The organism is Empedobacter sp. GD03861, from assembly GCF_029840885.1.
Lineage (GTDB): Bacteria > Bacteroidota > Bacteroidia > Flavobacteriales > Weeksellaceae > Empedobacter > Empedobacter falsenii_B.
This window is the reverse complement of sequence record NZ_JAOCDJ010000008.1, coordinates 92,577-115,740: the sequence shown is the minus strand read 5'-3', so window position 1 is coordinate 115,740 and position 23,164 is coordinate 92,577. Positions and strand designations below refer to the sequence as shown.

Here is a 23,164-nt window from a genome sequence, read left to right as displayed (position 1 = left end):
GATGACTTAACGATTAGTCAAGTTGAATTCATTTCAACTTCGCATCAAATTAAAATGTAATATGCTAAAATTCGATAAAAAATCATTCACCATAGCAATTATTATCTTTTTGATTGAAGTAATTATTGCGTTATACATCAAAGACAAAATCATTCGTCCCTTCGTTGGTGATATTTTAGTCGTGATTTTTATTTACTATTTTATCAAAACATTTATCAACACAAAAGCAATTAACATTGCCATTTTTACGTTGATTTTTTCTTTTGTAGTTGAAATTTTACAATATTTTAATTTTGTAGAAATGATTGGCTTAGGACATAACAAAGCGGCTCGAATAATCATCGGAACATCATTTTCGTGGATTGATTTACTATGTTATTTTGTCGGATTTATTCTATTATTTTTTATTGATAAAGATTTGATGAAAGAAATGTAATTTGAACGAGATTCCTCGACAAGTTCAGAATAACAACAAAAAATCGTAAAACTTATAACGTTTAACGCAAAATATAAAAACACAAAAAAATGACTTTTCAAGAACAAATAAAACAAGGCATTCCTTCTGTTTTACCTCAAAAAAAAGACAGAAATCCTAACGTAAGTCACGCACCAAAGCGTAAAGAAATATTATCGGAAGACGAAAAAAAATTAGCGTTAAAAAATGCATTACGTTATTTCGAACCAAAAGATCATGCAGAATTAATTCCAGAATTTAAGCAAGAATTAGAAGATTTCGGACGTATTTATATGTATCGTTTGATGCCTGATTACAAAATTTTTGCACGTCCAATTACAGATTATCCAGGAAATTCAGAACAAGCAAAAGCAATTCAATTAATGATTCAAAATAATTTGGATCATGCAGTTGCACAACATCCAGAAGAATTAATCACCTATGGTGGAAATGGTGCCGTTTTCCAGAACTGGGCGCAATATCTATTAACGATGAAATATTTGTCTGAAATGACAGAAGAGCAAACCTTGGTGATGTATTCTGGACATCCAATGGGTTTATTTCCTTCACACAAAAATGCTCCTCGCGTTGTCGTTACGAATGGAATGGTGATTCCGAATTATTCGAAACCGGATGATTGGGAAAAAATGAATGCCTTAGGGGTTTCACAATACGGACAAATGACAGCCGGAAGTTATATGTACATTGGCCCGCAAGGAATTGTTCACGGAACAACGATTACTGTTATGAATGGTTGTCGTAAAATCGATTCGAACGGAACAGCTGGTAAGTTATTTGTAACCGCTGGTTTAGGTGGAATGTCGGGTGCACAACCAAAAGCTGGAAATATTGCAGGCGTGATTTCGGTAACAGCTGAAGTAAATCCTGCAGCGACTTGGAAACGCCATGAACAAGGTTGGGTCGATGAAGTGATTTCGGATTTGGATGAATTAGTCACTCGTGTTCGAAAAGCGAAAGAAGACAAAGAAGTTGTTTCGATTGCTTACGATGGAAATATTGTTGAGGTTTGGGAAAAATTTGACCAAGAGAATCTCTACATCGATTTAGGTTCAGATCAAACTTCATTACATAATCCTTGGGCAGGAGGATATTATCCAGTTGGATTATCCTTTGAAGAAGCCAATGAAATGATGGCGAATAATCCAGAATTATTCAAACAGAAAGTACAAGAATCGTTACGTCGTCATGCAGCAGCTGTGAATAAACATACCGCAAAGGGAACGTATTTCTTTGATTACGGGAACGCATTCTTATTGGAAGCTTCTCGTGCCGGTGCTGATGTGATGGCAGAAAACGGCATCGATTTCAAATATCCGTCGTATGTCCAAGATATTATGGGACCAATGTGTTTCGATTATGGATTTGGACCTTTCCGTTGGGTTTGTACGTCGGGGAAACCTGAAGATTTACAAAAGACAGACGAAATTGCTTGCCAAGTTTTAGAAGAAATCATGCTGCATTCTCCACAAGAAATTCAGCAACAAATGCAGGATAATATCACGTGGATTAAAGGAGCGCAACAAAATAAATTGGTGGTTGGATCACAAGCTCGTATTTTATATGCGGATGCCGAAGGTCGAATCAAGATTGCGAAAGCATTCAACGATGCAATTGCAAAAGGTGAAATTGGACCTGTGGTTTTAGGTCGTGATCATCACGATGTTTCGGGAACAGATTCGCCTTTCCGTGAAACATCTAATATTTATGATGGATCAAAATTCACAGCCGATATGGCGATTCATAATGTCATTGGCGACAGTTTCCGAGGTGCAACTTGGGTTTCTATTCACAACGGCGGCGGCGTTGGTTGGGGCGAAGTAATCAATGGTGGATTCGGTATGTTATTGGATGGATCTTCTGATGCTGAACAACGCTTGAAATCAATGTTGCATTGGGATGTGAATAACGGAATTGCTCGTCGCTCTTGGGCAAGAAACGAAGAAGCTATTTTTGCAATTAAACGTGCCATGGAAGAAGAACCTTTATTAAAGGTGACTTTACCGAATATCGTTGACGAAGATTTATTATAAAAGCTTATGAATACTATTGAAAATTTACTCAAATTAATTTCTTCTCAAAACAAAAGAGATATTAAAAAACTCGAAATTAGAGAATTAGAAGAAGAAAAAAAAGGGAACTTTATTGCTTTTGTAGATGACCAGTCGAATAGTTACGATGTAAATATAGTAATCAAAAATAAAGAAGTTACTTCCCATTCTTGTGATTGTGGAAGTAACGAATCTTGGTGTATTCATCAAAAAAAAATGCTAGAAGAAATCGTAAAACTTACCTCTTTAAAACCTGTTAAAAAAACTCGCATAAAAAAAGAAAAAGAGAGCGAAACTTTACTTAAACTAATTGAAGAAGAAGATTTAAGAAAATGGTTACTTGATTTTTTTAATACAAATAGAGAAGCTGAACAATATTTCATGTTATCATTTTCTCAAAAACAAAAAGAGTATTCTCTTGATGAAGTAGAACAATTAATAAAAGATACAATAACCTCAATAATAGGTAAAAAAAGGAAAGTAGAAATATCCGAAGTAAAAAAGATAATCGATTTACTACAAATTGCTCTTGAACCTGTATTTGCTTATATAGATTGCATTATTAAGACGACAGAAATCGTAAAACCACTAATTATAAGAATATGTGATTTATTACTTTCTTTTCATTTTAACTCGGGTACAACAAGTAAAAGATTAGAAAAATATGTTTACGCTATTATAGAAAAATATGCTTTTAGGATCAATAAAATAGCAGTAGAAGAACAATGGAAAAACGTTGTACTTGATCATTGGAGCAACTTCCTTAATATGGATAATATAACTGTAAATGATTTTGAAATAAATAAAGAAATATATTATCAAGCGACTACAGAGAGAAAAAAAATTATCGGACAACACCTTCTAAATTACCTAAAAAAATGGCATAAAGAAAATATAAATTATAACATAGAGATTCAGACATTCTTTCTACAAATCATGATAGAGACAGAGTTGTTTACAGAAATAAAAGATTATTTCAAACCATCAATTTATCAAAATGACTATAATTTAATGATTTTAGAAGAACTAATGAAAACTGACCATATTGCTGTAGAAGCTTATTGTAAAGATATTATTTCAAACAATTCTAAAGAAAAATACAACTACCCTTATTACAATATTCTAGAAAAACTTTATAAACAGACAAATGATTTGCCTAAATATACAGAAATAAAACTTTTAAAATTCCCTTACAATCCATCATTAGAAGATTTTCTTTTTATAAAAAATCATTTAAATGAAGAAGAAAAGTTTAAAAAATTCAGAACGAAAACACTTACTAATCTTAAAATAAATTTTTACGAATCAGATGATTGTATTGATTTATATTTTAAGATATTAGATGCTGAAAAGGAGTATAAAAAAATGATCGATGTAATAAGTAATTATGTTCCAGCTGAAATAATTTTATGTTATTTTGATCAACTCTTTTTATTTAACAAAAATACCTTCTTAATAAATTTACTTAAACGTTTAGCTTATCTCTACAGTTATTCTTCTCAAAAAGATATGGAACTTGATTTAATCAATAAAATTAAAAAATCATACGGCGATATACTTATTAAAAAATATTTAGATTTTTTAATTAATAGCGATAATTTTATAAAAATTAGAATTCAGAATAATGAATTTATAGAAAAACTACTTGACTAATTTATTTGTTTAATTGTGATCTCATAGACCTGAAATAAACAGTTGAATAAAATTCTGATGCTGAAAACAGTTTAAAATCAATATACATTGGGATGTGAATGAAACGATGAAGCTATCTTTTCGACAAAACGTGCCATGGAAGAAGAGCCTTTGCTAAAGGTTACACTTCCTAATATGGTTGATGAGAATTTATTATATATAACTAAACCCACCTCAATTGAGGTGGGCTTTATACTTCTATAAAAAGAATATTAAGAATGTATAGCTACAACAGTAGCTACTGCAGCTCTTACACAATCTTCGATATATGTTTTGATTGCATCACGATCCTCAACATTTATTTTACTGTCTTGATAAGCTTTTTCAACATCATTTTTCAAATCAGTAATTTTCTTTTCAGATTTCTCTATTTCTTTTGCGTCTTTTACATTAATACTATCAATCAACGCTTTACCCAAATCACTTGCTAATTTTTTAGCTTTATCATTTAACAATGCAGGCATCGGAATTTTAGCAACAGCAGCATTTGCGGCAGCAATATCTGTATAAATAACTGTTGCAATATCTGATTTTACTACAGCTTTGTCGCAACTTGATTTGCTTCGTTTGCATCATACGCTTTGTCTAAAGCTTTCTGTGACTCTTTTTGCGCTTTTTCTTGAGGTGTTTCATTTTTACAAGATCCTAATGTAACTAATGCAAATACACCTAAAACTATTGAATTTTTTTTCATTTTTATTTATTTTGTTAGATAGATACAACCAAATATAAAAAAAACAATAATTAGACAAACATCGTTCATCTATATTTTAGAACTATTTAAATTTAACAGATCATACAAACCATTGATATATGTTAACTTATTCAATTAAAACTTCTTAACCTACATCAATATAATCAACTATTTAGCTTCGTAAATTTGTATAACAAAAATAAAAACATATAAAAAAATCATTATGAATACAAAAAATATAGAAATAGTTATCGCTCCAAGAGAACCTCACTTCGTTGGAGATGGGTTTAGAGTTCACAATTTTATTCCAAGTGGTTATCATTTAGATATGAAAAGAATGGATCCATTTATTATGTTAGATTACAATTCTAAATTCAATTTTCCAGCAACAGACAAACCAAAAGGTGTTGGTGTGCATCCACACCGTGGTTTCGAAACTGTAACTATTGCTTATGAAGGAAGCGTTTCTCATCATGATAGTTCTGGTGGAGGAGGAACAATTCATCAAGGAGATGTACAATGGATGACAGCAGCTTCTGGTGTTTTACACAAAGAATATCATGCAGAAGAATTTTATAAACAAGGTGGAATTTTTCAAATGGTTCAATTATGGGTAAACCTTCCTGCAAAGGATAAAATGAGCACTCCAAAATATCAAGCAATTTCACACAAAGATATACCTACTGTTGACGTAGAAAATGGATTTGTAGAAGTTATTGCTGGTGAATATAACCAAGCAAAAGGTGCTGCATCTACTTTTTCACCTGTTAATATGTTGAATGCAAAATTGAATGAAGGCGGAAAAGCGAATTTTAGTTTTCCTGCAAATTACAATACCGTTTTATTGGTTATTGAAGGTGAGGTGAAAGTAAATGAACAAGAAATTGTTCCAACAGATCATTTATTATTATTTACTAACGAAGGAGAAGATTTTACAATCGAAGCAACTGAAAATAGCATTGTACTAATTTTGAGTGGAGAACCTCTAAATGAACCAATCGCATCATACGGACCGTTTGTAATGAATACACAAGATCAAATTCGTGAGGCATTTGACGATTACAATAACGGAAAATTTGGTACATTAGAAAATTAAATATTCAACTTAAAAATATATTCGATGGAAATTAAACAAATTGATGATAAGAAAAATGGTGCTTTTGTCGTTTTAGATGGCGATAAAAAAGCTGGAGAAATGGCTTACGTTTGGGCTGGTAATGATAAAATCATTATCGATCATACAGAAGTTGACGAAACTTATGGCGGACAAGGTTTAGGAAAAAAAGCTTTATTAGCATTGGTTGAATGGACAAGAAATAATAATATAAAAGTAATTCCTTTATGTCCTTTCGCAAAAGCGCAGTTTGATAAAAATCCAGAAATTAAAGACGTTTTATCATAAAGTTTTCTCTTAAAAATACAAAAGGAACTCGAATCGAGTTCCTTTTGTATTTCTTAATATCCCACTGCTTTGTCATCTCCTCTTGGATCTGCACCAGCTTGATATGTTCCGTTAGTGTTGACCAAAATTCCTTCCACACGCCCGTAAGGTTTACGTTCTTTCAATGTATAACCTTTTTGTTTTAACGATTCACGAACGTTTTCTGAAATTGCATTTGGCTCATAATCGATTTGGTCTGGCAACCATTGATGATGAAATCTTGGTGCTGCAACAGCTTCTTGCATCGTCATTCCGAAATCAACAACATTCAAGATGGCTTGAAAAACTGACGTTATAATTGTAGAGCCACCTGGCGTTCCCACAACCATAAACAATTTACCATCTTTCTCTAAAATAGAAGGCGTCATCGAACTTAACATTCTTTTCGAAGGTTCAATCGCATTAGCTTTTCCTCCAACTAAACCATATAAATTTGGTGTACCTGGTTTTACAGAAAAATCATCCATTTCATCATTCAACAAAAATCCTGCACCTTCTACTACAACCAAAGATCCATAGGAATTATTCAAAGTAGTCGTTACAGAAGCCGCATTGCCATCTTTGTCAACAATTACATAATGCGTTGTTTCCATTGACTCTTTACCAATTATTTCTCCCGCTTTAATTGCTGAACTTGGTGTTGCTTTATCAAACGAAAAATCTTTCATTCGATTTACATTATAACTTTTATCCAACAATTGTTTTTGCGGAACTTTTATAAAATCTGGATCACCTAAATGCTCTGCGCGATCAGCATAAACGCGACGCTCTGCTTCTACCATCACTTGAATTGTAGAATCTGCTTGAAATCCCCATTTGTTGATTGGATAATCTTCGATTGATTGAAATAACGAAACCAATGCAATTCCTCCACTTGAAGGCGGCGGCATCGAAATTACTTTAAGACCTTTATAATTTCCCGAAACTGGCGTTCTCCAAACCGATTGATATTGTTTTAAATCTTCGTGCGAAATAATTCCGTTTCCGCGTTTCATTTCTTTCACTATTAAATCAGCCGTTTTTCCTTCATAAAAACCAGCACGACCTTTTTGTTGAATTAATTTTAATGTATTTGCTAAATCTTTTTGAACCAACAAATCTCCTTCTTTCCAAGATGATTTAGACGTTAAAGCATTCGTTTTTGAATTATATTTTACAAAATCATTATGCTTATTTGTCAGTTCGCTCGCTTGTTGTTTTGTTATTTTAAATCCTTTTTGAGCTAAATTAATAGCTGGCTGAACTAATTCTTTCCAATTTAATTTCCCATATTTTTCATGCGCTTTCACCATTCCATCGACTGTTCCGGGTACTCCTGCAGCAAATTGTCCATACAAACTAAGATCAGTAATTGCATTTCCATTTTTGTCCCAATACATATCTTCACTCGCTTTCAAAGGTGCTTTTTCACGATAATCTAACGCATCGGTCTTTCCTTTTGAATCACGATAAACCAAAAATCCACCGCCACCAATATTTCCTGCATTTGGATAAACAACCGCCAACGCAAACTGAACTGCAATAGAAGCGTCAATCGCATTTCCACCTTTTTTTAGAATTTCAACTCCAACTTTTGAAGCTTCGGGATGAGCTGTTACAACAGCTCCATTTTTGTAAGATTCTTGCGCATTCAACTGAATAATCGCGAAGAATGAAACTATAATAAATGATATTTTTTTCATAAAATCGATTTAAACAAAAATACCAAACCTTCATCAATTACGACAAAGATTTGGTAAAACATATAAACTATTTAAATTATAAACTTAATGATAAACGAGCGAAAGCAAAACGTCCTCCTGTTCCGAATTGTTGTCCAGTACGTGAATACACAAAATATCCTGCTCCTCTATTTCCTCCAATTTTCGTTTCATCAGGATAGATATCAAACAAATTATTTGCTCCTATTGTTAACGAAATATTTTTGTTGAAAGCATAACCAAAACTCAAATCTGTTACAACTTTTCCGCTAAATGTTTGCGAATCGGCCACCGTATTTGTCGCTGCATCAACTTCTCCAAAATACACGTTTCTTAAGTAAACATTCCATTTATCCAATGAATAATTCATGGATAAATTAATTTTTGTACGAGGTATAGCCGATTCTAAATAAATACGACTTGAACGATCAAAATAAGTAGACTCTTTTCCTTTCAATAAATCGGAAGCATGTACATCACCCACAACATTTGTCTTGCTAAAAGTCGCCGATAAATCTCCACGTAATTTTCCTGCTCCCAAACGATCTTGATACGTCAAAACAACATCTATTCCTTTCGTTTCGGTATCAATTGCATTTGCGAAGAAACGAGCTGAAGTTGCATTTGCTTGTTGCAATAATTCGTAAATCTCTTTATCTTGTGCTGATGCATTTGCTGCATTACTTCCTGTGAAAGATCCTGTGTAAATGATTCGGTCATCAATTCTGATAAAATATCCATCAACACTCAATTTGAATTTTCCCCAATTTGCCGTTGCTCCAGCCGAAACTGATTTCGATTTTTCTTCGTTCAATTGTGGAATTCCTAATAATTTTGCAGCACGACTATCATTTGTAAAAGTTTCTGAATTAGAAATTGCTCCATCTAAGAATAAACTTGAAGTTGCGCTAAAATATAATTGATGCAAAGATGGTGCTCTAAATCCTGTACTTGCAGCGGCTCTCAACACATAGTTTCCTAATTTGTATCGTGTCGAAATTTTTCCATTTAACGTTGATCCAAATCTGAATAATCTTCGTAACGTAACGCAGCAGCTACTAAGAAATCTTTCGTAAAATTGAATTCAGTATCTAAATACCCCGCAACAGAATGACGATTTGCATTGACTTCGTTCGCTGGTAAAAATCCAGGAAAAGCTTGCGCTCCGCCTGCTAAAGCAGTACCATTTGCAGCAAATAAAGTATTGATATTTCCGTTAAAATCTTGTACATAAACTGGCTTTCCATTTCCGTCTACGCCAATTTGACGAACTTTACCATAATTCGCATAAGATGATTCTTCACCTCCTACAATTTGATAATTCTCATAACGAAATTCTGCACCAAACGCGACATTAATTCCAGCTAAAACATCATCAAAAAAACGCGTAAAATCTAGGTTGGTTGTATTCTGCGTAAAACGATATCCACCAGCTTCAAAAGATGTTGGCGAAGATTCTTTCATCGATGCGTTAACTGTATTTTTGACTCCAAAATCGATGGTATTATTTCCGTATGTGTTTGAAAAATCAACTTTCCAACCGTTAATTTCACTACGAATTCCCGCTGCTAAAGAGCGATCGTAATTATTAGTTTGAATTAATGGTAAAAATCCATTTGGATAAATTGACGCTACTGTTTGATGTAACTGAGCAGGCTGACGACGAAAAGCCGCCGATTCACCCAAACGATAATTTAATCCTCCAAATGCATAAATTTCGGTTTTATCTGAAACTGGGAAAAGTGAATTAATAAAAATCGCACCTCCTTCATTTTATGATTGTCCAATACGCGAAACATAATCAGCACGCGTTTCTCCACGGCGGGCTAATTCCTCCTCTGTAATATCTTTTCCAGTTGGATTTGGATATAAATCTGGTCGATTATAATCTGAAAAAATTGTTCCTGTAAATTCTTTTTGACGATTGAATGGTTGACGCTTGTCGTAAGAACCTGCAACATTTACAAATCCTCCTTTTTCTCCAACTTTTACACCATAATTCACATTCGCTTGAAAAGTTTCGCCATCAAAATTATCTTCTGCATTTCTCGAAAGATTTCCTCCATACGAAATTGACGCACGTAGTTTATCTGTCGAATCTTCCAAGACAATATTAATCACACCTGCAATCGCATCAGAACCATATTGAGCAGCGGCTCCTTCTCGAAGAATTTCAATTCTTTTAATTGCAGAAGTTGGAATCGCATTCAAATCTGTACCAACAGAACCTTTACCAAACGAACCATTAATATTAACCAATGATGTTGTATGACGACGCTTTCCGTTAATCAAAACCAATACTTGATCTGGTCCTAAACCGCGCAAAGAAGCAGGATCTATATGATCTGTTCCGTCAGAAATAACTTGCGTATTCGAGCTAAAAGATGGCGCAACATAATTTAAGATTTGATTCAACGAAACTTGTCCTACATCTTTTGTCACCTCTTTAATATCTATCACATCAACTGGTGTTGAAGAATCTAATTGTGTACGTCCCACTGCGCGCGAACCAATTAAAACAACTTCGCTAAGATCAGTCTCCGAATTGATTGATTGTAAAAAGAAATCTAAAGAAACTTCATTTTCATCAAGCACATTAATCGTTTGCGTCGTTGTTGGCTCACCTATTTTTGAAACAATAATTTCATACTTTCCAGGCTCTAACGTTAATTGATATAAACCATCTGCATCTGTTGTCGTCGTAATATTTGTTCCTTTTACATTAACCGTTGCTTGATCGATTGGTCCATTTACATCTTCAACCGTACCTGTGACTTTAGTTTGGGCGAATAAAAATGTCCCGCCGAAAAGAGCAGTTAGAAAAAATATTTTTTTGAGTGAGTATAATTTCTTGTTCATATTTACAATTTTAAAAGTCTAGCAAATTTATAGACTTTATAGAATATAAAACAAGTCGTTTTTAAATAAAATAAAACTTTAAATTAATGTTAAATAGAGATTCTATTCTAAAAATAAGATTAATAACAGAATATAATTCTATATAATAAGTAGAGTATTGATTTTTATTAAATAAAATTTCATAAAAAAAGGAGCTCAAATTGAGCTCCTTTTTAAAATATTTGTTGAGAATTGATTATTTCAATTTCTTTTTAACCTCTACAGTTTCGTAAGCTTCGATAATGTCACCTACTTGAATGTCGTTGAAGTTTTTGATGTTAAGACCACATTCGTAACCTTTACTAACTTCTTTCACATCATCTTTGAAACGTTTCAATGAAGCTAATTCACCATCGTGAATCACAACTCCATCACGAATGATACGAATACTAGAGTTTCTATAAACTTTACCGTCTAAGACCATACATCCGGCAATAGTACCAACTTTCGTTACTTTGAATGTTTCACGAACCTCAATATTACCTGTTACTTGCTCTTTCAACTCTGGAGATAACATTCCTTCCATCGCTTCTTTGATCTCTTCGATCGCAGCATAGATAATTGAGTATGTTCTAATTTCAACTTCTTCTTTTTCTGCAATATCACGAGCAGATCCACCAGGACGAACATTAAATCCAATAATAATCGCATCTGAAGCAGAAGCTAATAATACGTCAGATTCTGTAATTTGTCCAACTCCTTTGTGTAAGATGTTAACAATAATTTCTTCTGTCGAAAGTTTTTGTAAAGAGTCTGTCAATGCTTCTACAGAACCATCCACGTCCCCTTTCAAGATAATATTCAACTCTTTGAAATCTCCTAAAGCGATACGACGTCCAATCTCATCAAGTGTGATGTGTTTTTGTGTACGAATAGTTTGCTCACGTTGTAATTGATCTCTACGAGTTGCAATTTGTTTCGCTTCGCGTTCGTCTTCGTAAACTTTGAACTTATCACCTGCAGTTGGCGCACCTGCTAATCCTAATATTGTAACTGGTGTTGATGGTCCAGCAACTTTGATATTGTTACCACGCTCATCTAACATTGCACGAACTTTACCATGGTGAGATCCTGCTAATACATAATCTCCGATGTGTAATGTACCTGTTTGTACAATAATTGTCGAAACATATCCACGTCCTTTGTCTAATGCAGCTTCTACAACTGTACCAGAAGCTTTACGTTTTGGATTTGCTTTAAGGTCTAATACCTCAGCTTCTAATAATACTTTTTCTAATAAATCTTCTACTCCTAAACCAGATTTAGCCGAAATTTCTTGAGATTGGTAAGTACCACCCCAGTCTTCAACTAATAAGTTCATTTGAGCTAATTGCTCTTTTACTTTTTCTGGATTAGCTGCTGGTTTATCAACTTTGTTGATTGCGAATACCATTGGTACTCCAGCTGCTTGAGCGTGAGAAATTGCTTCACGTGTTTGTGGCATGATTTGGTCATCGGCCGCAATCACGATAATTGCAATATCCGTTACCTGAGCACCACGAGCACGCATCGCTGTAAAGGCCTCGTGACCTGGTGTATCTAAGAACGCTACACGTTTACCACTTGGCAATGTTACGTTGTACGCACCAATGTGTTGTGTAATACCTCCAGACTCACCAGCAATTACGTTTGCTTTACGAATATAATCTAATAAAGATGTTTTACCGTGGTCAACGTGTCCCATTACAGTTACGATTGGCGCACGAGTTACTAAATCTTCTTCGTTATCGATTTCTTCTTCTTCAGTTGAGATTTCTTCTTCAGCATTAGCAAATACTGCTTCGAATCCGAAATCATCTGCAACTAATTGAATTGTATCCGCTTCAAGACGTTGGTTCATGGTAACCATGATTCCCAATGACATACATGCAGAGATAACTTCTGTAACAGAAACATCCATTAACGAAGCTAATTCGTTAACCGTTACAAATTCTGTTACGTGTAAAGTTTTGTCCATGTCCATTGCTTCTTGCTCTTGCTCAGCAAACTCACGACGTTCTTTACGTTTGTCTCTTCTGTGTTTAGCCCCTTTAGATCCTTTTCCTTTATTAGTAAGTTTATCTAAAGTGTCTTTAATTTGTTTTTTAACATCTTCGTCAGAAAGTTCTACTTGAGGAACTCTTGGTCCACGATTGTTTCCACCTCTAAAGTTTCCACCACCTTGACGATTACCACCTTGTCCGCCTTGACGATTTCCGCCTTGACCTCCTGGGCGATTTCCACCTTGTCCTTGACCACCTTGACGGTTGTTATTATTTCCTCCTCCGTGGTTGTTATTACCACCTTGGCGGTTATTATTATTTCCTCCTCCGTGGTTGTTATTACCACCTTGACGATTGTTATTGTTTCCTCCGTTTTCTCCAGCTTTTGCTACATCTTCTGGTTTAACGTTTTTCTGGATACGTTTGCGCTTTTTCTTGTCAGCAGCGTTATTAGCACCTTTTTGATTCCCTTTTTTATCGTCAGTTTTTTTCTTATCAAATTTAGATAAGTCAATCTTTGCACCTGTAAAATTAGGTCCATCTAATTTTGTGTAGACAGTTTCAATTTTTTGAGGTTCAACTGCTGCTACTTCTTCAATCTCTTCTTTCTTCACTTCAGGCTTCGCTTCCGTTTTTATTTCAGGCTTTTTAACCTCTTCCACCTTTTTAGGTTCTTCTTTCTTCACCTCTTTTTTAACTTCCGCCTTCGGTGCTTCCGCCTTTTTAGGTTCTGCTTGCTCTTTTTTAGGAGCTGGAGAATCTTGCTTTTTAGGTTTACCTGTATTATTTATTTTATCAAGATCAATAACTTTAATCACTTTTGGTCCTTTCGTTTCCTCTTTTGATTCAGTTTTTGGTTCAGCTTTTGGAGCTTCCTCTTTCTTGATTTCTTCTTTCTTCACCTCTTCTTTTACCGCAGTTTTTTCTACTTTGGCTTTAGGTTTCAAAGCATCTAAGTCTATTTTTCCAACAGTCTTTGGTCCTTCCAATTCAACTTTCGTCGTTTCAATGATTTCAGGTTTCTTTTCTACTGGTTTTTCAGTTGCAGCTTTTGCTTCTGCTTCTTTTTTCTCAGCGGCTTTGATATCTGAAATTTTGTTAATGACTACTTCACCGGAAGCTTGCTTTTGTTTAGCATCAGATCGGAACTCATTAACTAAAATATCGTAAGTTGGCACATCGATTTTAGAGTTCGGATTTTTTTCTACTGTTGTACCCTTCCCTTCTAAAAAATCAACAGCTCTATCTATTGATATATTTAATTCTTTTAATACTTTACTTAATCTTATTGTTTCCGACATATGAAGCTAATCTCTTATTTTAATGTTTGCAAATGTATGAATTGTTTATGACTTGAGTATGAATTAATCTTCAAACTCTTCTTTTAACACACGGATAACGTCTAAGATCGTCTCTTCTTCTAAATCCGTACGTTTGATTAAATCATCAACATCTTGTTCTAAAATACTTTTGGCAGTATCTAACCCGATAGCACTAAATGCTTCGATTACCCATGCATCGATTTCGTCTGAGAATTCTGATAATTCTACGTCTTCGTCTTGGGCTCCTTCTCTGAAAATATCAATTTCCATTCCAACTAATTTAGAAGCTAAACGAACATTGTAACCTCCTTTACCAATTGCTTTCGAAACTTCGTCTGCATTTACGTAAACTAAGGCTTTGTTTTCTTCTTCATTAATTTCGATATTCGAAATTTTAGCTGGGCTTAAAGCGCGTTGAATAAACAAACTCATGTTGTTTGTGTAGTTGATTACGTCGATATTCTCGTTACGTAATTCGCGTACAATTGAATGGATACGAGATCCTTTCATTCCGACACAAGCTCCTACTGGATCGATACGATCGTCGTAAGATTCTACTGCAACTTTTGCTTTATCTCCAGGGATACGAACTACATTTTTGATTGTAATTAATCCGTCTAAAATTTCAGGAATTTCTTGTTCAAATAATTTCTCTAAGAATTTTGGTGATGTTCTAGATAAAATAATTTGAGGTTTTGCTCCTCTTAATTTTACGTCATCTACAACTGCACGTAATGTATCTCCTTTTCTGAAAAAATCTGATGGTATTTGATTTTCTTTTGGTAAAATCATTTCGTTTTGTTCGTCATCCATAATAATCACTTGTTTGTGACGTACATAGTGGATTTCTCCCGAAACTACTTCTCCAATTAAACCTTTAAATTTCTCGTATAAATTAGAGTTATCATGCTCCATTACTTTAGAAACCAATGTTTGGCGTAATGTTAAAATCGCACGACGACCTAATGCTTCGATCGGAATTTTTTCCGATACTTCTTCACCTACTTCAAAATCTGGCTCAATTTTACGTGCTTCAGATAATTCGATATCTGTTGCGTCGTCTTCTGAGAAACCGTCTTCTACAACGATACGGTTGTGCCAAATCTCTAAGTCTCCTTTATCAGGATTTACAATAATATCAAAGTTATCATCTGTACCATATTTCTTTTTCAAAACACTTTTCAGGGTTTCTTCTAAGATTGCCATCAGCGTAATACGGTCGATGTTCTTATCGTCTTTAAAATCTCCAAAAGATTCAATTAATGCAAGATTGTCCATTAAACTTTAATTTTTTTAAAAGGTGACTTTTATAATCGCTTTCTTAATGTCAGCGTAATTTATTTTTTCTTCGTGTTCTACTGTAATTTTTCCTTTTCCTACAGGTTTTGGTTCGCGTGCTTCCCAAAAAATTGTAACACCTTCTTCATCGGCTTCTACAATTTCGCCTTCCATCACTTTGTCATTTAATGTAGCTTCTAAAGTTCTTCCTACATTTTTAGCAAATTGACGTGGCATGGTTAGGTTACTTCCTACACCAGGAGAGGAAACCTCTAATGCAAAGTCACATTCTTCTCTATCAAGATTATGCTCTACATGTCGGCTTATTCTTACAATTTCTTCGACTGAAAGACCTTCGTCTCCATCTGCTAAAATTACAATTTTATCATCTGGAGTGATTTTCCAATCGATAAGAAACAATGACGGATTTTCCGCAATTGCTTCGTCTATCAGCTGTTTTACTTTACTTGAATCCATATACAACGAAAAAGAGAGCTATAACCAGCCCTCCTCCATTTATTCCTTTAAATTCTTTGCAAATATAGGTCATTTTTTTTTATTGACCTAATTTCAACCATTTAATCTGATTAATTCATCAATTGATATACAAATATTCCGATAAATATTAACGTTAAAATAATGTCGTAACCTGTTGTTAAAATAAATCCTACAAAAGATCCGAAAGCAGATTTTAATGCAACTTTTGGCGAAGCCGCAGTAAAAATTAATTCGCCTAATAATGCTCCCAGAAAAGGACCTACAATAAAACCAATTGGTGGAAAAAATAATCCGATGATTAATCCGATAATAGATCCCCAAATTCCGTATTTGGTTCCACCTAATTTTTTGGTCATGTAAGCTGGTAATAAATAATCTAAAAGCGCACCTAATAACACAAAAAGTCCTGCAATAATTATCGTTCCCCAATTGTAACTACAATCACCACTGAATTTGAAAACCAATAATCCGACCAATGCCAAAGGTGCTCCTGGTAAAACTGGCAAAACAGTTCCGACCAAACCAACAACCAATAAAATTCCACTAATAAGATTTAGTATACTATCGTTATCCATTATTTTAGTATTTTTAAAACTGTAACTTTGCACAAACAAATCTATTTAAACTCAATTCACAGCTTATGCAAGATAAATCTTTTTATGAAGAATTTTCTGATGGTGTAAAATTTTTTTTCAATCAATATTTCAAAATTGATTTGTCTGAAAATCTTTTTAATTTCTTAGAAATTGTCTCTTGGATAGCTATTCTTTTTGTGTTAGATTTTGTGCTAAGAGCTATTATTCTTCCGCTTCTAAAAAAACTGAAAAATTTCACCGAAAACGATTGGTTGAAGTTTTTGTACAAAAACAAAGTCTTTGTTTCAGCTATTCATCTCATTCCAATCAGTTTTGCATTAAGCATGAATGTTATTTTGTTCAAGAATGAAGGAAATATTTTTCATGTTGTTCAACGCATTACACAACTTATTTCATTAATCGTTTTTACGCAACTTATTTTCCGAGTTATCAATACAATTATTGATGTGTACAACGAAGAAAATAGTTATACAACAGTTGGAGTGCGAACTTTTGGGCAAATGTTGAAGTTTATTATCACGTTTTTTGCGATTATTTCTGGAATAATGATTTTGTTTACGGTTGATAAAAACACAATTATTACCGTTCTCGGAGCTTTAACCGCAGCTGTTTTATTGATTTTTCGTGATGCAATTTTCGGATTTGTTTCTGGTTTGCAAATCTCCTATTCTAAAATTGTAAAAGTTGGCGATTGGATTACCGTTTCCAAAGGCGATATTGAAGGAACAGTAAAAGAAATTAACATCAATTTGGTGAAAATTGAGAAGTTTGATAAATCTATTGCAACGGTTCCTACTGTGGATTTGGTTTCGTCGCAAGTAACCAATCATATGGCGATGTTGGCGACTGGAACTCGTCAAATAAAACGTTCGGTTTCGTTTAATGTTAATTCGTTTCAGTTTTGTAACGAAGAAATGTTAAATCGTTTCGAAAATATTACTTTAATTCATCATTATATTCAACAAAAACGTCACGAAATTTCCATCTATAATCAAAACATTGAAAATTCTGATTTAGATATTAATGGTAAAAACTTAACCAATATTGGTGTTTTTAGAATTTATGTTGAACATTATTTAAAAAGTTTGAAAACAGTTTCGCAAAATGATCCAATTATCGTAAAACAATTACCTGTTTCTCCGCTTGGAATGCCCATAGAAATTGGATGTTTTACAACTTCGGCAAGCAATTTGGAATTTGAAAGAATTCAGTCCGATATTTTCGATCATTTGTTGACAGCTTGTCGTAAATTTGACTTAGAAATTATGCAAAGCATTTCGCTTTCTGATATAAAAAAATTATAATATAAAATCATGACTAAATTAAGTGTTAATATAAATAAAATTGCCACAATTCGTAATGCGCGCGGTGGAAATACGCCAAATCTTGTAGAAGCGGCAATCAAAATTCAGGAATTCGGAGGACAAGGAATTACGATTCATCCACGTCCAGACGAACGTCATATTCGTTATCAAGATGTGTACGATTTGAAACCTGTTGTAACGACTGAATTTAATATTGAAGGAAAACCGATTGATAGTTTTATGGAATTGGTTTTAAACTCAAAACCAGAACAAGTTACCTTGGTTCCTGATGCTGAAGATGCAATTACATCAAATGCTGGTTGGGATACAATCAAACATTTTGATTATTTAACTGATGTGATTAAAACCTTTAAAGATGCTGGAATCAGAACATCTATTTTCTTAGATCCAAATCCTGCTTTAATTGAAAGTGCTGCAAAAACTGGTGCTGATCGAATCGAATTGTACACAGAAGAATTTGCAACGCAATATGGTTTAGGAAATCTTGAAGCGATCAACCCTTATAAAGAAACAGCTAAATTGGCAATCGAAAATGGCTTGGCTGTAAATGCCGGACACGATTTGAGTTTAGATAATATTGAATATTTTATTCGTGAAATTCCAACAATTGCAGAAGTTTCTATTGGTCATGCATTAATTTCTGAAGCGCTATATTTAGGTTTAGAAAATACAATACAAGCGTATTTACGTAAAATTGAATTAGTAAATTTGTAGAAAATGGCAGAAATCTTACATAGCAAAATTGTCGGCTCTGGTGAAAAACATTTATTGGTTTTTCATGGATTGTTTGGACAATTGGATAATTGGAGCACATTAGGAAAACATTTTGGCGAATATTTTACAACACATTTGATTGATTTACGCAATCATGGACGTAGTTTTCATAGCGAAGATTCTTCTTTAGCAGCGATGGCACAAGATATCGTGAATTATATGGATGCAAATTCTATCGAAAAAGCACATTTGTTGGGACATTCGCTTGGCGGAAGAATTGTGATTGATTTTGCGATGATTCATCAAAATAGATTAGATCATTTGATTGTAGCTGATATGGCACCAAAAGCTTATCAACCTCATCATAATGCGATTTTCAAAGCGTTGAAATCTGTTAATTTTGATCAAGTTGAAACTCGAAAAGATGTAGAAACGACTTTGGAACAATATATTCCTGAAATTGGTGTGCGACAATTTTTATTGAAAAACGTTTACCACGCCGAGAATGGTAAATATGCTTTTCGATTCAATTTAGCTATTTTGGAGAAATTTTATCAAGAGATGATTGGTTCTGAATTATTGAAAGGAGAATTTGATGGTCCAACTTTATTTTTGGGTGGTGCAAATTCAAATTACATTATGCCAGAAGATGAAATGATTATCAAAGAGCGTTTTCCAAATGCGGAAATCAAGAAAATTGCAAATGCAGGACATTGGTTACATGCCGAAAATCCGAAAGATTTTACAGCAGAAGTTTTAGATTTCTTGTTGAATAAATAAAAACAAAAAAGCGAAATTCATAATTTGAATTTCGCTTTTTTTATATCTGATTATCATTCCAAGTTTATCGAGGAATCTATTCTTTAACTCAATTTATTTTCTCTCAACAACGACCAATAAATCATAGTTGAATCTCGACTCAATTCAGTGAAATTTAGTTTTGTTAAAAGTTTCGTTGAACCAATATTTTCTATCAAACAACAAGCTGTTACTTCTTCTAAAGTTTCTTTTGTAAATGCCCAATTTATCAATTCCACAGCTGCTTCTATAGCAAAACCTTGCTTTCTTTCTGCTTCTATAATTCCATAACCAATATCACAACTTCTTCCAACAAAATTATAACCTTTAAAACCAATGTCACCAATTATTTCTCGTGTTGATTTCTTGATAATCATCCACGATTCGAAACCTGTTGGTGCATCAACTTTAGACAAGTTCACAATAATTCGAGGCAATGTTTCGATTACATCTGCATCTGGCCAACCTTTTCCTCTAACTAAATTTAATTGCTCTAATTCGGTATAATTATTTTGTAATATATTTTCGCAAATGGAAATCGTGAACGGCATCAAAATTAATCGTTCGCTACACAATTCCGTTACTTGTAAACTTTCTAAATGCATAATTGATGAAATTTTATAACTTCAAAATGTATCAACTCATCTTTCATTAATTTTTGAGAAGAATAAGTCAACAATTCAATGTTTTTGAATGTAAATCTTACCAAATAATCTCTTCCCTGAAATTTTGATGAAATTACTTTTCCTTCGAATTTTCCATTTTCTGAAATTGCAATTTCTTCTGGATAAATGACAATTTTAGACGAATCAATTCCTAAATCTTGCGAATCATCCAACACATTTACATAACCAAAAAGTTTGGCCACATAAGCTGTCGCAGGAGAATTTCGCACATTCTCGACCTCATCAAACTGAATCATTTTTCCGTTTTGCAAAACTAAAATTTTATCCGAAGTATAAAAAGCATCATTCAAATCATGCGTTGTAAAAATCACTGTAATTTGATGCTCCTTGCACCAATCCATAATTTTTTCTCGAATGGTTAATTTTAATGTTTGATCTAAATTAGAAAAAGGTTCATCCAACAACAAAATTTCGGGTTGTTGTGCCAAAGCTCGCGCAATAGACACACGCTGTCGTTGACCTCCACTCAGTTTATTTGGAAAAATATGTTTAAAGTCTAACATTTCAACCACCATTAACGCTTCGTCAATTTGTTGTTGCTTAAGTTCTAAATCAAAATTGCTTAAGAATTTTCCGACATTTTCACCAACAGTCACAAAATCTAACAAATCATAATCTTGCGCTACGTATTTCATCATTTTATGACCTGGAATCAAATTATAAGCAGGACCACGTAATTTCTTAGTATGATAGTAAATTTCTCCTTCTTTAAAATCTAGCAAACCATAAATCAATTTCAGTAAAGTTGATTTTCCACTTCCACTTTCCCCAATAATACTTATCACTTCGCCTTTGTTAACTGCAAAATTGATGTTATCGAGTACTTTTTCTTCGAAATCTGGATAATTATAACTGAGTTGTTTTACGTTTAGCACGATTGAATAATTTTTCTTATGTTTGGCTAAGGTATTAGATTTATTCAATATGAAATAATTGTTTAATTATTTCATTTATTGATATAAATCAATATCAACTATTAATTTATATTATAGTTTTGTAAAAGAAAAAATTAAAAAAAGCAATATGAAAAAATTATTCTTAGGATTGGCTGTTGTTTCTGCTGTTGCATTAACTTCTTGTGGAGGAAAAACTGAAACTAAAGCTGCAACTGAAGCTCAAGAAGGAGCAACATCAACTGAAGGAGCTGCAGAATATGCTGTTGATACAACTGCATCTGTTGTAAATTGGAAAGGTGGAAAAACTTTTGACGATATCAACAAACCAGAAGAAGGTCACTACGGAGTTGTAAAATTAAAAGAAGGTTCTGTAAAAGTACACGATGGAGTTTTAGAATCAGGGAAATTTGTTGCTGATTTTGCTTCTTTCGAATCTAAAGATTTAGATGCTGATGCAGAAAGCAAAGGAAAATTAGACGGACACTTAAAATCTGCTGATTTCTTAGACGTTGAAAAATTCCCAACTGCAACTTTCGAAATTACAGGAGTTAAAGCTTTAGAAGGTGGAGATTACAATTCAGAAATTTCTGGAAACTTAGATTTCCGTGGAGTTCCTAAAAATGTTACTTTCAAAGCTAATGTAACTGTTGATGCGAATGGTGTAACAATCAAATCTGAAGAATTCGGAATTAACCGTAAAGATTTCGGAATTGCATTCGTAGGTGCTGGAGGTTCTATCATAAAAGACGAAGTTTTATTACAAGTAGATTTATCAGCTAAACCAGCTGCTGCAACTGAAGAAGCTGCAAAATAATCGAATTGAATATTCATAAAATAATAGAAGCCATTTATCTTAGATAGATGGCTTTTTTGTTTTAGAGGCGAAAAAATATAATTTCTCTCATTTTTTTTGTGATAATTAATTGAACTTAATTATATTCGTACTCATAATTAATAACATACATTAACAAAACAATGAAAACAATTAAGTTCTTCCATCCGGATGAAACATTTAATTATAATATTGAAAAATCGTTATGCAAAGTCGTTTTTCAAGGAAATAAAAAATGTTTGTTGGTCGAAATACATTCGACTGATGACTTAGAACACGTAGAAGGCGATTCGTTACAAAACGATTTTCCTCAACTTTCTTTATTTATTGATGATTTTCCTTTGGATGTAGAATCTGTAGAAGAATTAAACGGTAAAAAAGTTTCTATTCCTTACGGTTTTGCCGAGGAAGAAGACGAAGAAGGTGAAACTGTGGAAGTATATTATACAACGTTGAATGTTTCGGAAGAAGATTACGAAACGGTAAACAACGAATTAACTTTTAGTGTAAACGACAAAGGAATTTTGACCTTGAATTGGAAAGGTGAAGTGCAAGATTTTGTAGAAGAATCTGAAAAAGATATTCCTTTCGAAATAGAATGTACATTTGAAGAATTCGAATTCACGGAAGACGATTTTGAATAAAAAAAATACAACAAAAACCTCTCAATTTAGAGAGGTTTTTTTAATCACTATAAATTATGAAAAAGTTTACTTTAACTCATCGATTATTACATTGGACAATCGGAATATCGATGATAATGCTTTTCTTAACTGGCTTTTTGAGAATGGAATGGATGAGCAAGAAAAATCTTTCTGCTTTAATTACCAATGAAGTTTCAAAAGAAGGTTTAAACATTTCTGACGCTACTTTAAAAACAATTGGAAGAAGTTCTTTAGAACCAATGTGGCAATGGCACGAAATATTTGCTTATATCGCTTTAGGTCTTTTTACTGCCCGAATTGTTTATATGCTGGTAAAGGGAATCCGATTTCCTAATCCTTTGAAAAGTCATTCAACATCCGAAAAATTTCAGGGAATAATTTATATGATTTTCTATTTGTTAATGCTAATTAATATTGTGACAGGATTTTATTTAATGTGGGGAAATGGAACTTACAAAGACCCAATGGAAGAACTGCATAAAACTGCAATTTATTGGTTTCCTATCTTTTTTCTTATTCATCTCATTGGAGTTATTATCGATGAAGTCAATAAAAATTCTGGAATTGTTTCTAAAATGATAAATGGTAAAGATTAAAAATAGAAAAAGACACTTTATAAAGTGT

The 23,164-nt window shown here is 33.2% G+C and carries 23 protein-coding genes; 11 read left to right on the top strand and 12 right to left on the bottom strand.

Annotation, left to right across the window (positions count from 1 at the left end):
• Positions 1-61: 61 nt before the first annotated feature.
• From N5D03_RS06625 to N5D03_RS06615, 3 genes are all read left to right on the top strand, one after another.
• Positions 62-436 (top strand): DUF2809 domain-containing protein, encoded by a 375-nt coding sequence (locus N5D03_RS06625; protein WP_280051231.1) that lies wholly within the window; start codon positions 62-64, stop codon positions 434-436.
• 89 nt (positions 437-525) lie between these two features.
• On the top strand, positions 526-2,505 hold the full coding sequence (locus N5D03_RS06620) for a urocanate hydratase (protein WP_280051229.1): 1,980 nt from the start codon (positions 526-528) through the stop codon (positions 2,503-2,505).
• Between the two features lie 6 nt (positions 2,506-2,511).
• On the top strand, positions 2,512-4,176 hold the full coding sequence (locus tag N5D03_RS06615; RefSeq protein WP_125350490.1) for a hypothetical protein: 1,665 nt from the start codon (positions 2,512-2,514) through the stop codon (positions 4,174-4,176).
• A 251-nt stretch (positions 4,177-4,427) separates the two neighbouring features.
• On the opposite strand, the gene N5D03_RS06610 is transcribed toward N5D03_RS06615, so the two are convergent.
• Both N5D03_RS06610 and N5D03_RS06605 read right to left on the bottom strand, forming a co-directional pair.
• Positions 4,428-4,679 carry a hypothetical protein gene (locus tag N5D03_RS06610; RefSeq protein ID WP_125350491.1) on the bottom strand — a complete coding sequence of 84 codons (252 nt, stop codon included), beginning with the start codon at positions 4,677-4,679 and terminating at the stop codon, positions 4,428-4,430.
• A 71-nt stretch (positions 4,680-4,750) separates the two neighbouring features.
• Positions 4,751-4,909, bottom strand: coding sequence for a hypothetical protein (locus N5D03_RS06605; RefSeq protein WP_185144212.1), 159 nt, complete (start codon positions 4,907-4,909; stop codon positions 4,751-4,753).
• A 223-nt stretch (positions 4,910-5,132) separates the two neighbouring features.
• Here N5D03_RS06605 and N5D03_RS06600 point away from each other — a divergent pair, with 223 nt between their 5' ends.
• Both N5D03_RS06600 and N5D03_RS06595 read left to right on the top strand, forming a co-directional pair.
• Positions 5,133-6,005 carry a pirin family protein gene (locus tag N5D03_RS06600; protein WP_280051227.1) on the top strand — a complete coding sequence of 291 codons (873 nt, stop codon included), beginning with the start codon at positions 5,133-5,135 and terminating at the stop codon, positions 6,003-6,005.
• Positions 6,006-6,029: 24 nt separating this feature from the next.
• On the top strand, positions 6,030-6,311 hold the full coding sequence (locus tag N5D03_RS06595; protein ID WP_219033833.1) for a GNAT family N-acetyltransferase: 282 nt from the start codon (positions 6,030-6,032) through the stop codon (positions 6,309-6,311).
• A 53-nt stretch (positions 6,312-6,364) separates the two neighbouring features.
• On the opposite strand, the gene ggt is transcribed toward N5D03_RS06595, so the two are convergent.
• The 8 genes from ggt to N5D03_RS06565 all read right to left on the bottom strand — a co-directional run bounded on the left by ggt (position 6,365) and on the right by N5D03_RS06565 (position 16,603).
• Positions 6,365-8,032: a gamma-glutamyltransferase gene (gene ggt, locus N5D03_RS06590; RefSeq protein ID WP_280037276.1), complete on the bottom strand. Its 1,668-nt coding sequence runs from the start codon at positions 8,030-8,032 to the stop codon at positions 6,365-6,367.
• Positions 8,033-8,108: 76 nt separating this feature from the next.
• Complete coding sequence (locus N5D03_RS14995) at positions 8,109-9,020, bottom strand: TonB-dependent receptor (RefSeq protein WP_347880915.1); 912 nt, start codon at positions 9,018-9,020, stop codon at positions 8,109-8,111.
• A 38-nt stretch (positions 9,021-9,058) separates the two neighbouring features.
• Positions 9,059-9,736: a hypothetical protein gene (locus N5D03_RS14990; protein ID WP_347880914.1), complete on the bottom strand. Its 678-nt coding sequence runs from the start codon at positions 9,734-9,736 to the stop codon at positions 9,059-9,061.
• 87 nt (positions 9,737-9,823) lie between these two features.
• On the bottom strand, positions 9,824-10,909 hold the full coding sequence (locus N5D03_RS14985; protein WP_347880913.1) for a TonB-dependent receptor plug domain-containing protein: 1,086 nt from the start codon (positions 10,907-10,909) through the stop codon (positions 9,824-9,826).
• A gap of 235 nt (positions 10,910-11,144) precedes the next feature.
• The gene (gene infB / locus N5D03_RS06580; RefSeq protein ID WP_114997918.1) at positions 11,145-14,231 is read right to left on the bottom strand and encodes a translation initiation factor IF-2; all 3,087 of its coding nucleotides are present in this window, start codon (positions 14,229-14,231) and stop codon (positions 11,145-11,147) included.
• Between the two features lie 63 nt (positions 14,232-14,294).
• Positions 14,295-15,530, bottom strand: a complete 1,236-nt coding sequence (gene nusA, locus N5D03_RS06575; protein ID WP_038335048.1) for a transcription termination factor NusA — start codon at positions 15,528-15,530, stop codon at positions 14,295-14,297.
• Between the two features lie 15 nt (positions 15,531-15,545).
• Entirely contained in the window at positions 15,546-16,007 is a 462-nt protein-coding gene (gene rimP, locus N5D03_RS06570; RefSeq protein ID WP_125350497.1) for a ribosome assembly cofactor RimP, read from the bottom strand.
• A 110-nt stretch (positions 16,008-16,117) separates the two neighbouring features.
• A complete protein-coding gene (locus tag N5D03_RS06565) occupies positions 16,118-16,603 on the bottom strand; it encodes a DUF456 domain-containing protein (protein WP_125350498.1) in 486 nt (161 codons plus the stop codon).
• A gap of 65 nt (positions 16,604-16,668) precedes the next feature.
• On the opposite strand from N5D03_RS06565, the gene N5D03_RS06560 reads away from it, so the two are divergent.
• Genes N5D03_RS06560 through N5D03_RS06550 form a run of 3 tightly spaced genes read left to right on the top strand, consistent with a single transcriptional unit; the run spans position 16,669 to position 19,443 of the window.
• Positions 16,669-17,928: a mechanosensitive ion channel domain-containing protein gene (locus N5D03_RS06560; RefSeq protein ID WP_280051226.1), complete on the top strand. Its 1,260-nt coding sequence runs from the start codon at positions 16,669-16,671 to the stop codon at positions 17,926-17,928.
• A 9-nt stretch (positions 17,929-17,937) separates the two neighbouring features.
• Entirely contained in the window at positions 17,938-18,663 is a 726-nt protein-coding gene (locus N5D03_RS06555; protein WP_280051225.1) for a pyridoxine 5'-phosphate synthase, read from the top strand.
• A gap of 3 nt (positions 18,664-18,666) precedes the next feature.
• The gene (locus tag N5D03_RS06550; RefSeq protein WP_280051224.1) at positions 18,667-19,443 is read left to right on the top strand and encodes an alpha/beta fold hydrolase; all 777 of its coding nucleotides are present in this window, start codon (positions 18,667-18,669) and stop codon (positions 19,441-19,443) included.
• Positions 19,444-19,526: 83 nt separating this feature from the next.
• Here the strand turns inward: N5D03_RS06550 and N5D03_RS06545 are convergent, their stop codons facing one another.
• Together N5D03_RS06545 and N5D03_RS06540 are read right to left on the bottom strand one after the other, a co-directional pair.
• Positions 19,527-20,066: a GNAT family N-acetyltransferase gene (locus N5D03_RS06545; RefSeq protein WP_280051223.1), complete on the bottom strand. Its 540-nt coding sequence runs from the start codon at positions 20,064-20,066 to the stop codon at positions 19,527-19,529.
• Positions 20,057-21,070 carry an ABC transporter ATP-binding protein gene (locus tag N5D03_RS06540; RefSeq protein WP_280051222.1) on the bottom strand — a complete coding sequence of 338 codons (1,014 nt, stop codon included), beginning with the start codon at positions 21,068-21,070 and terminating at the stop codon, positions 20,057-20,059. The genes N5D03_RS06545 and N5D03_RS06540 overlap by 10 nt, the downstream gene beginning before the upstream one ends.
• A 100-nt stretch (positions 21,071-21,170) precedes the next feature.
• On the opposite strand from N5D03_RS06540, the gene N5D03_RS06535 reads away from it, so the two are divergent.
• The 3 genes from N5D03_RS06535 (at position 21,171) to N5D03_RS06525 (ending at position 23,136) form a co-directional block, all read left to right on the top strand.
• Positions 21,171-21,857 (top strand): YceI family protein, encoded by a 687-nt coding sequence (locus tag N5D03_RS06535; RefSeq protein ID WP_221854254.1) that lies wholly within the window; start codon positions 21,171-21,173, stop codon positions 21,855-21,857.
• A gap of 161 nt (positions 21,858-22,018) precedes the next feature.
• Positions 22,019-22,519 (top strand): hypothetical protein, encoded by a 501-nt coding sequence (locus tag N5D03_RS06530; protein WP_038335039.1) that lies wholly within the window; start codon positions 22,019-22,021, stop codon positions 22,517-22,519.
• A gap of 56 nt (positions 22,520-22,575) precedes the next feature.
• Complete coding sequence (locus N5D03_RS06525) at positions 22,576-23,136, top strand: cytochrome b/b6 domain-containing protein (protein ID WP_280051221.1); 561 nt, start codon at positions 22,576-22,578, stop codon at positions 23,134-23,136.
• Positions 23,137-23,164 lie beyond the last annotated feature (28 nt).

Coding starts and splice junctions, on each gene's coding strand:
- N5D03_RS06625 (WP_280051231.1), top strand. CDS start 62: ATGCTAAAATTCGATAAAAAATCATTCACCATAGCAATTATTATCTTT.
- N5D03_RS06620 (WP_280051229.1), top strand. CDS start 526: ATGACTTTTCAAGAACAAATAAAACAAGGCATTCCTTCTGTTTTACCT.
- N5D03_RS06615 (WP_125350490.1), top strand. CDS start 2,512: ATGAATACTATTGAAAATTTACTCAAATTAATTTCTTCTCAAAACAAA.
- N5D03_RS06610 (WP_125350491.1), bottom strand. CDS start 4,679: ATGCCTGCATTGTTAAATGATAAAGCTAAAAAATTAGCAAGTGATTTG.
- N5D03_RS06605 (WP_185144212.1), bottom strand. CDS start 4,909: ATGAAAAAAAATTCAATAGTTTTAGGTGTATTTGCATTAGTTACATTA.
- N5D03_RS06600 (WP_280051227.1), top strand. CDS start 5,133: ATGAATACAAAAAATATAGAAATAGTTATCGCTCCAAGAGAACCTCAC.
- N5D03_RS06595 (WP_219033833.1), top strand. CDS start 6,030: ATGGAAATTAAACAAATTGATGATAAGAAAAATGGTGCTTTTGTCGTT.
- ggt (WP_280037276.1), bottom strand. CDS start 8,032: ATGAAAAAAATATCATTTATTATAGTTTCATTCTTCGCGATTATTCAG.
- N5D03_RS14985 (WP_347880913.1), bottom strand. CDS start 10,909: ATGAACAAGAAATTATACTCACTCAAAAAAATATTTTTTCTAACTGCT.
- infB (WP_114997918.1), bottom strand. CDS start 14,231: ATGTCGGAAACAATAAGATTAAGTAAAGTATTAAAAGAATTAAATATA.
- nusA (WP_038335048.1), bottom strand. CDS start 15,530: ATGGACAATCTTGCATTAATTGAATCTTTTGGAGATTTTAAAGACGAT.
- rimP (WP_125350497.1), bottom strand. CDS start 16,007: ATGGATTCAAGTAAAGTAAAACAGCTGATAGACGAAGCAATTGCGGAA.
- N5D03_RS06565 (WP_125350498.1), bottom strand. CDS start 16,603: ATGGATAACGATAGTATACTAAATCTTATTAGTGGAATTTTATTGGTT.
- N5D03_RS06560 (WP_280051226.1), top strand. CDS start 16,669: ATGCAAGATAAATCTTTTTATGAAGAATTTTCTGATGGTGTAAAATTT.
- N5D03_RS06555 (WP_280051225.1), top strand. CDS start 17,938: ATGACTAAATTAAGTGTTAATATAAATAAAATTGCCACAATTCGTAAT.
- N5D03_RS06550 (WP_280051224.1), top strand. CDS start 18,667: ATGGCAGAAATCTTACATAGCAAAATTGTCGGCTCTGGTGAAAAACAT.
- N5D03_RS06545 (WP_280051223.1), bottom strand. CDS start 20,066: ATGCATTTAGAAAGTTTACAAGTAACGGAATTGTGTAGCGAACGATTA.
- N5D03_RS06535 (WP_221854254.1), top strand. CDS start 21,171: ATGAAAAAATTATTCTTAGGATTGGCTGTTGTTTCTGCTGTTGCATTA.
- N5D03_RS06530 (WP_038335039.1), top strand. CDS start 22,019: ATGAAAACAATTAAGTTCTTCCATCCGGATGAAACATTTAATTATAAT.
- N5D03_RS06525 (WP_280051221.1), top strand. CDS start 22,576: ATGAAAAAGTTTACTTTAACTCATCGATTATTACATTGGACAATCGGA.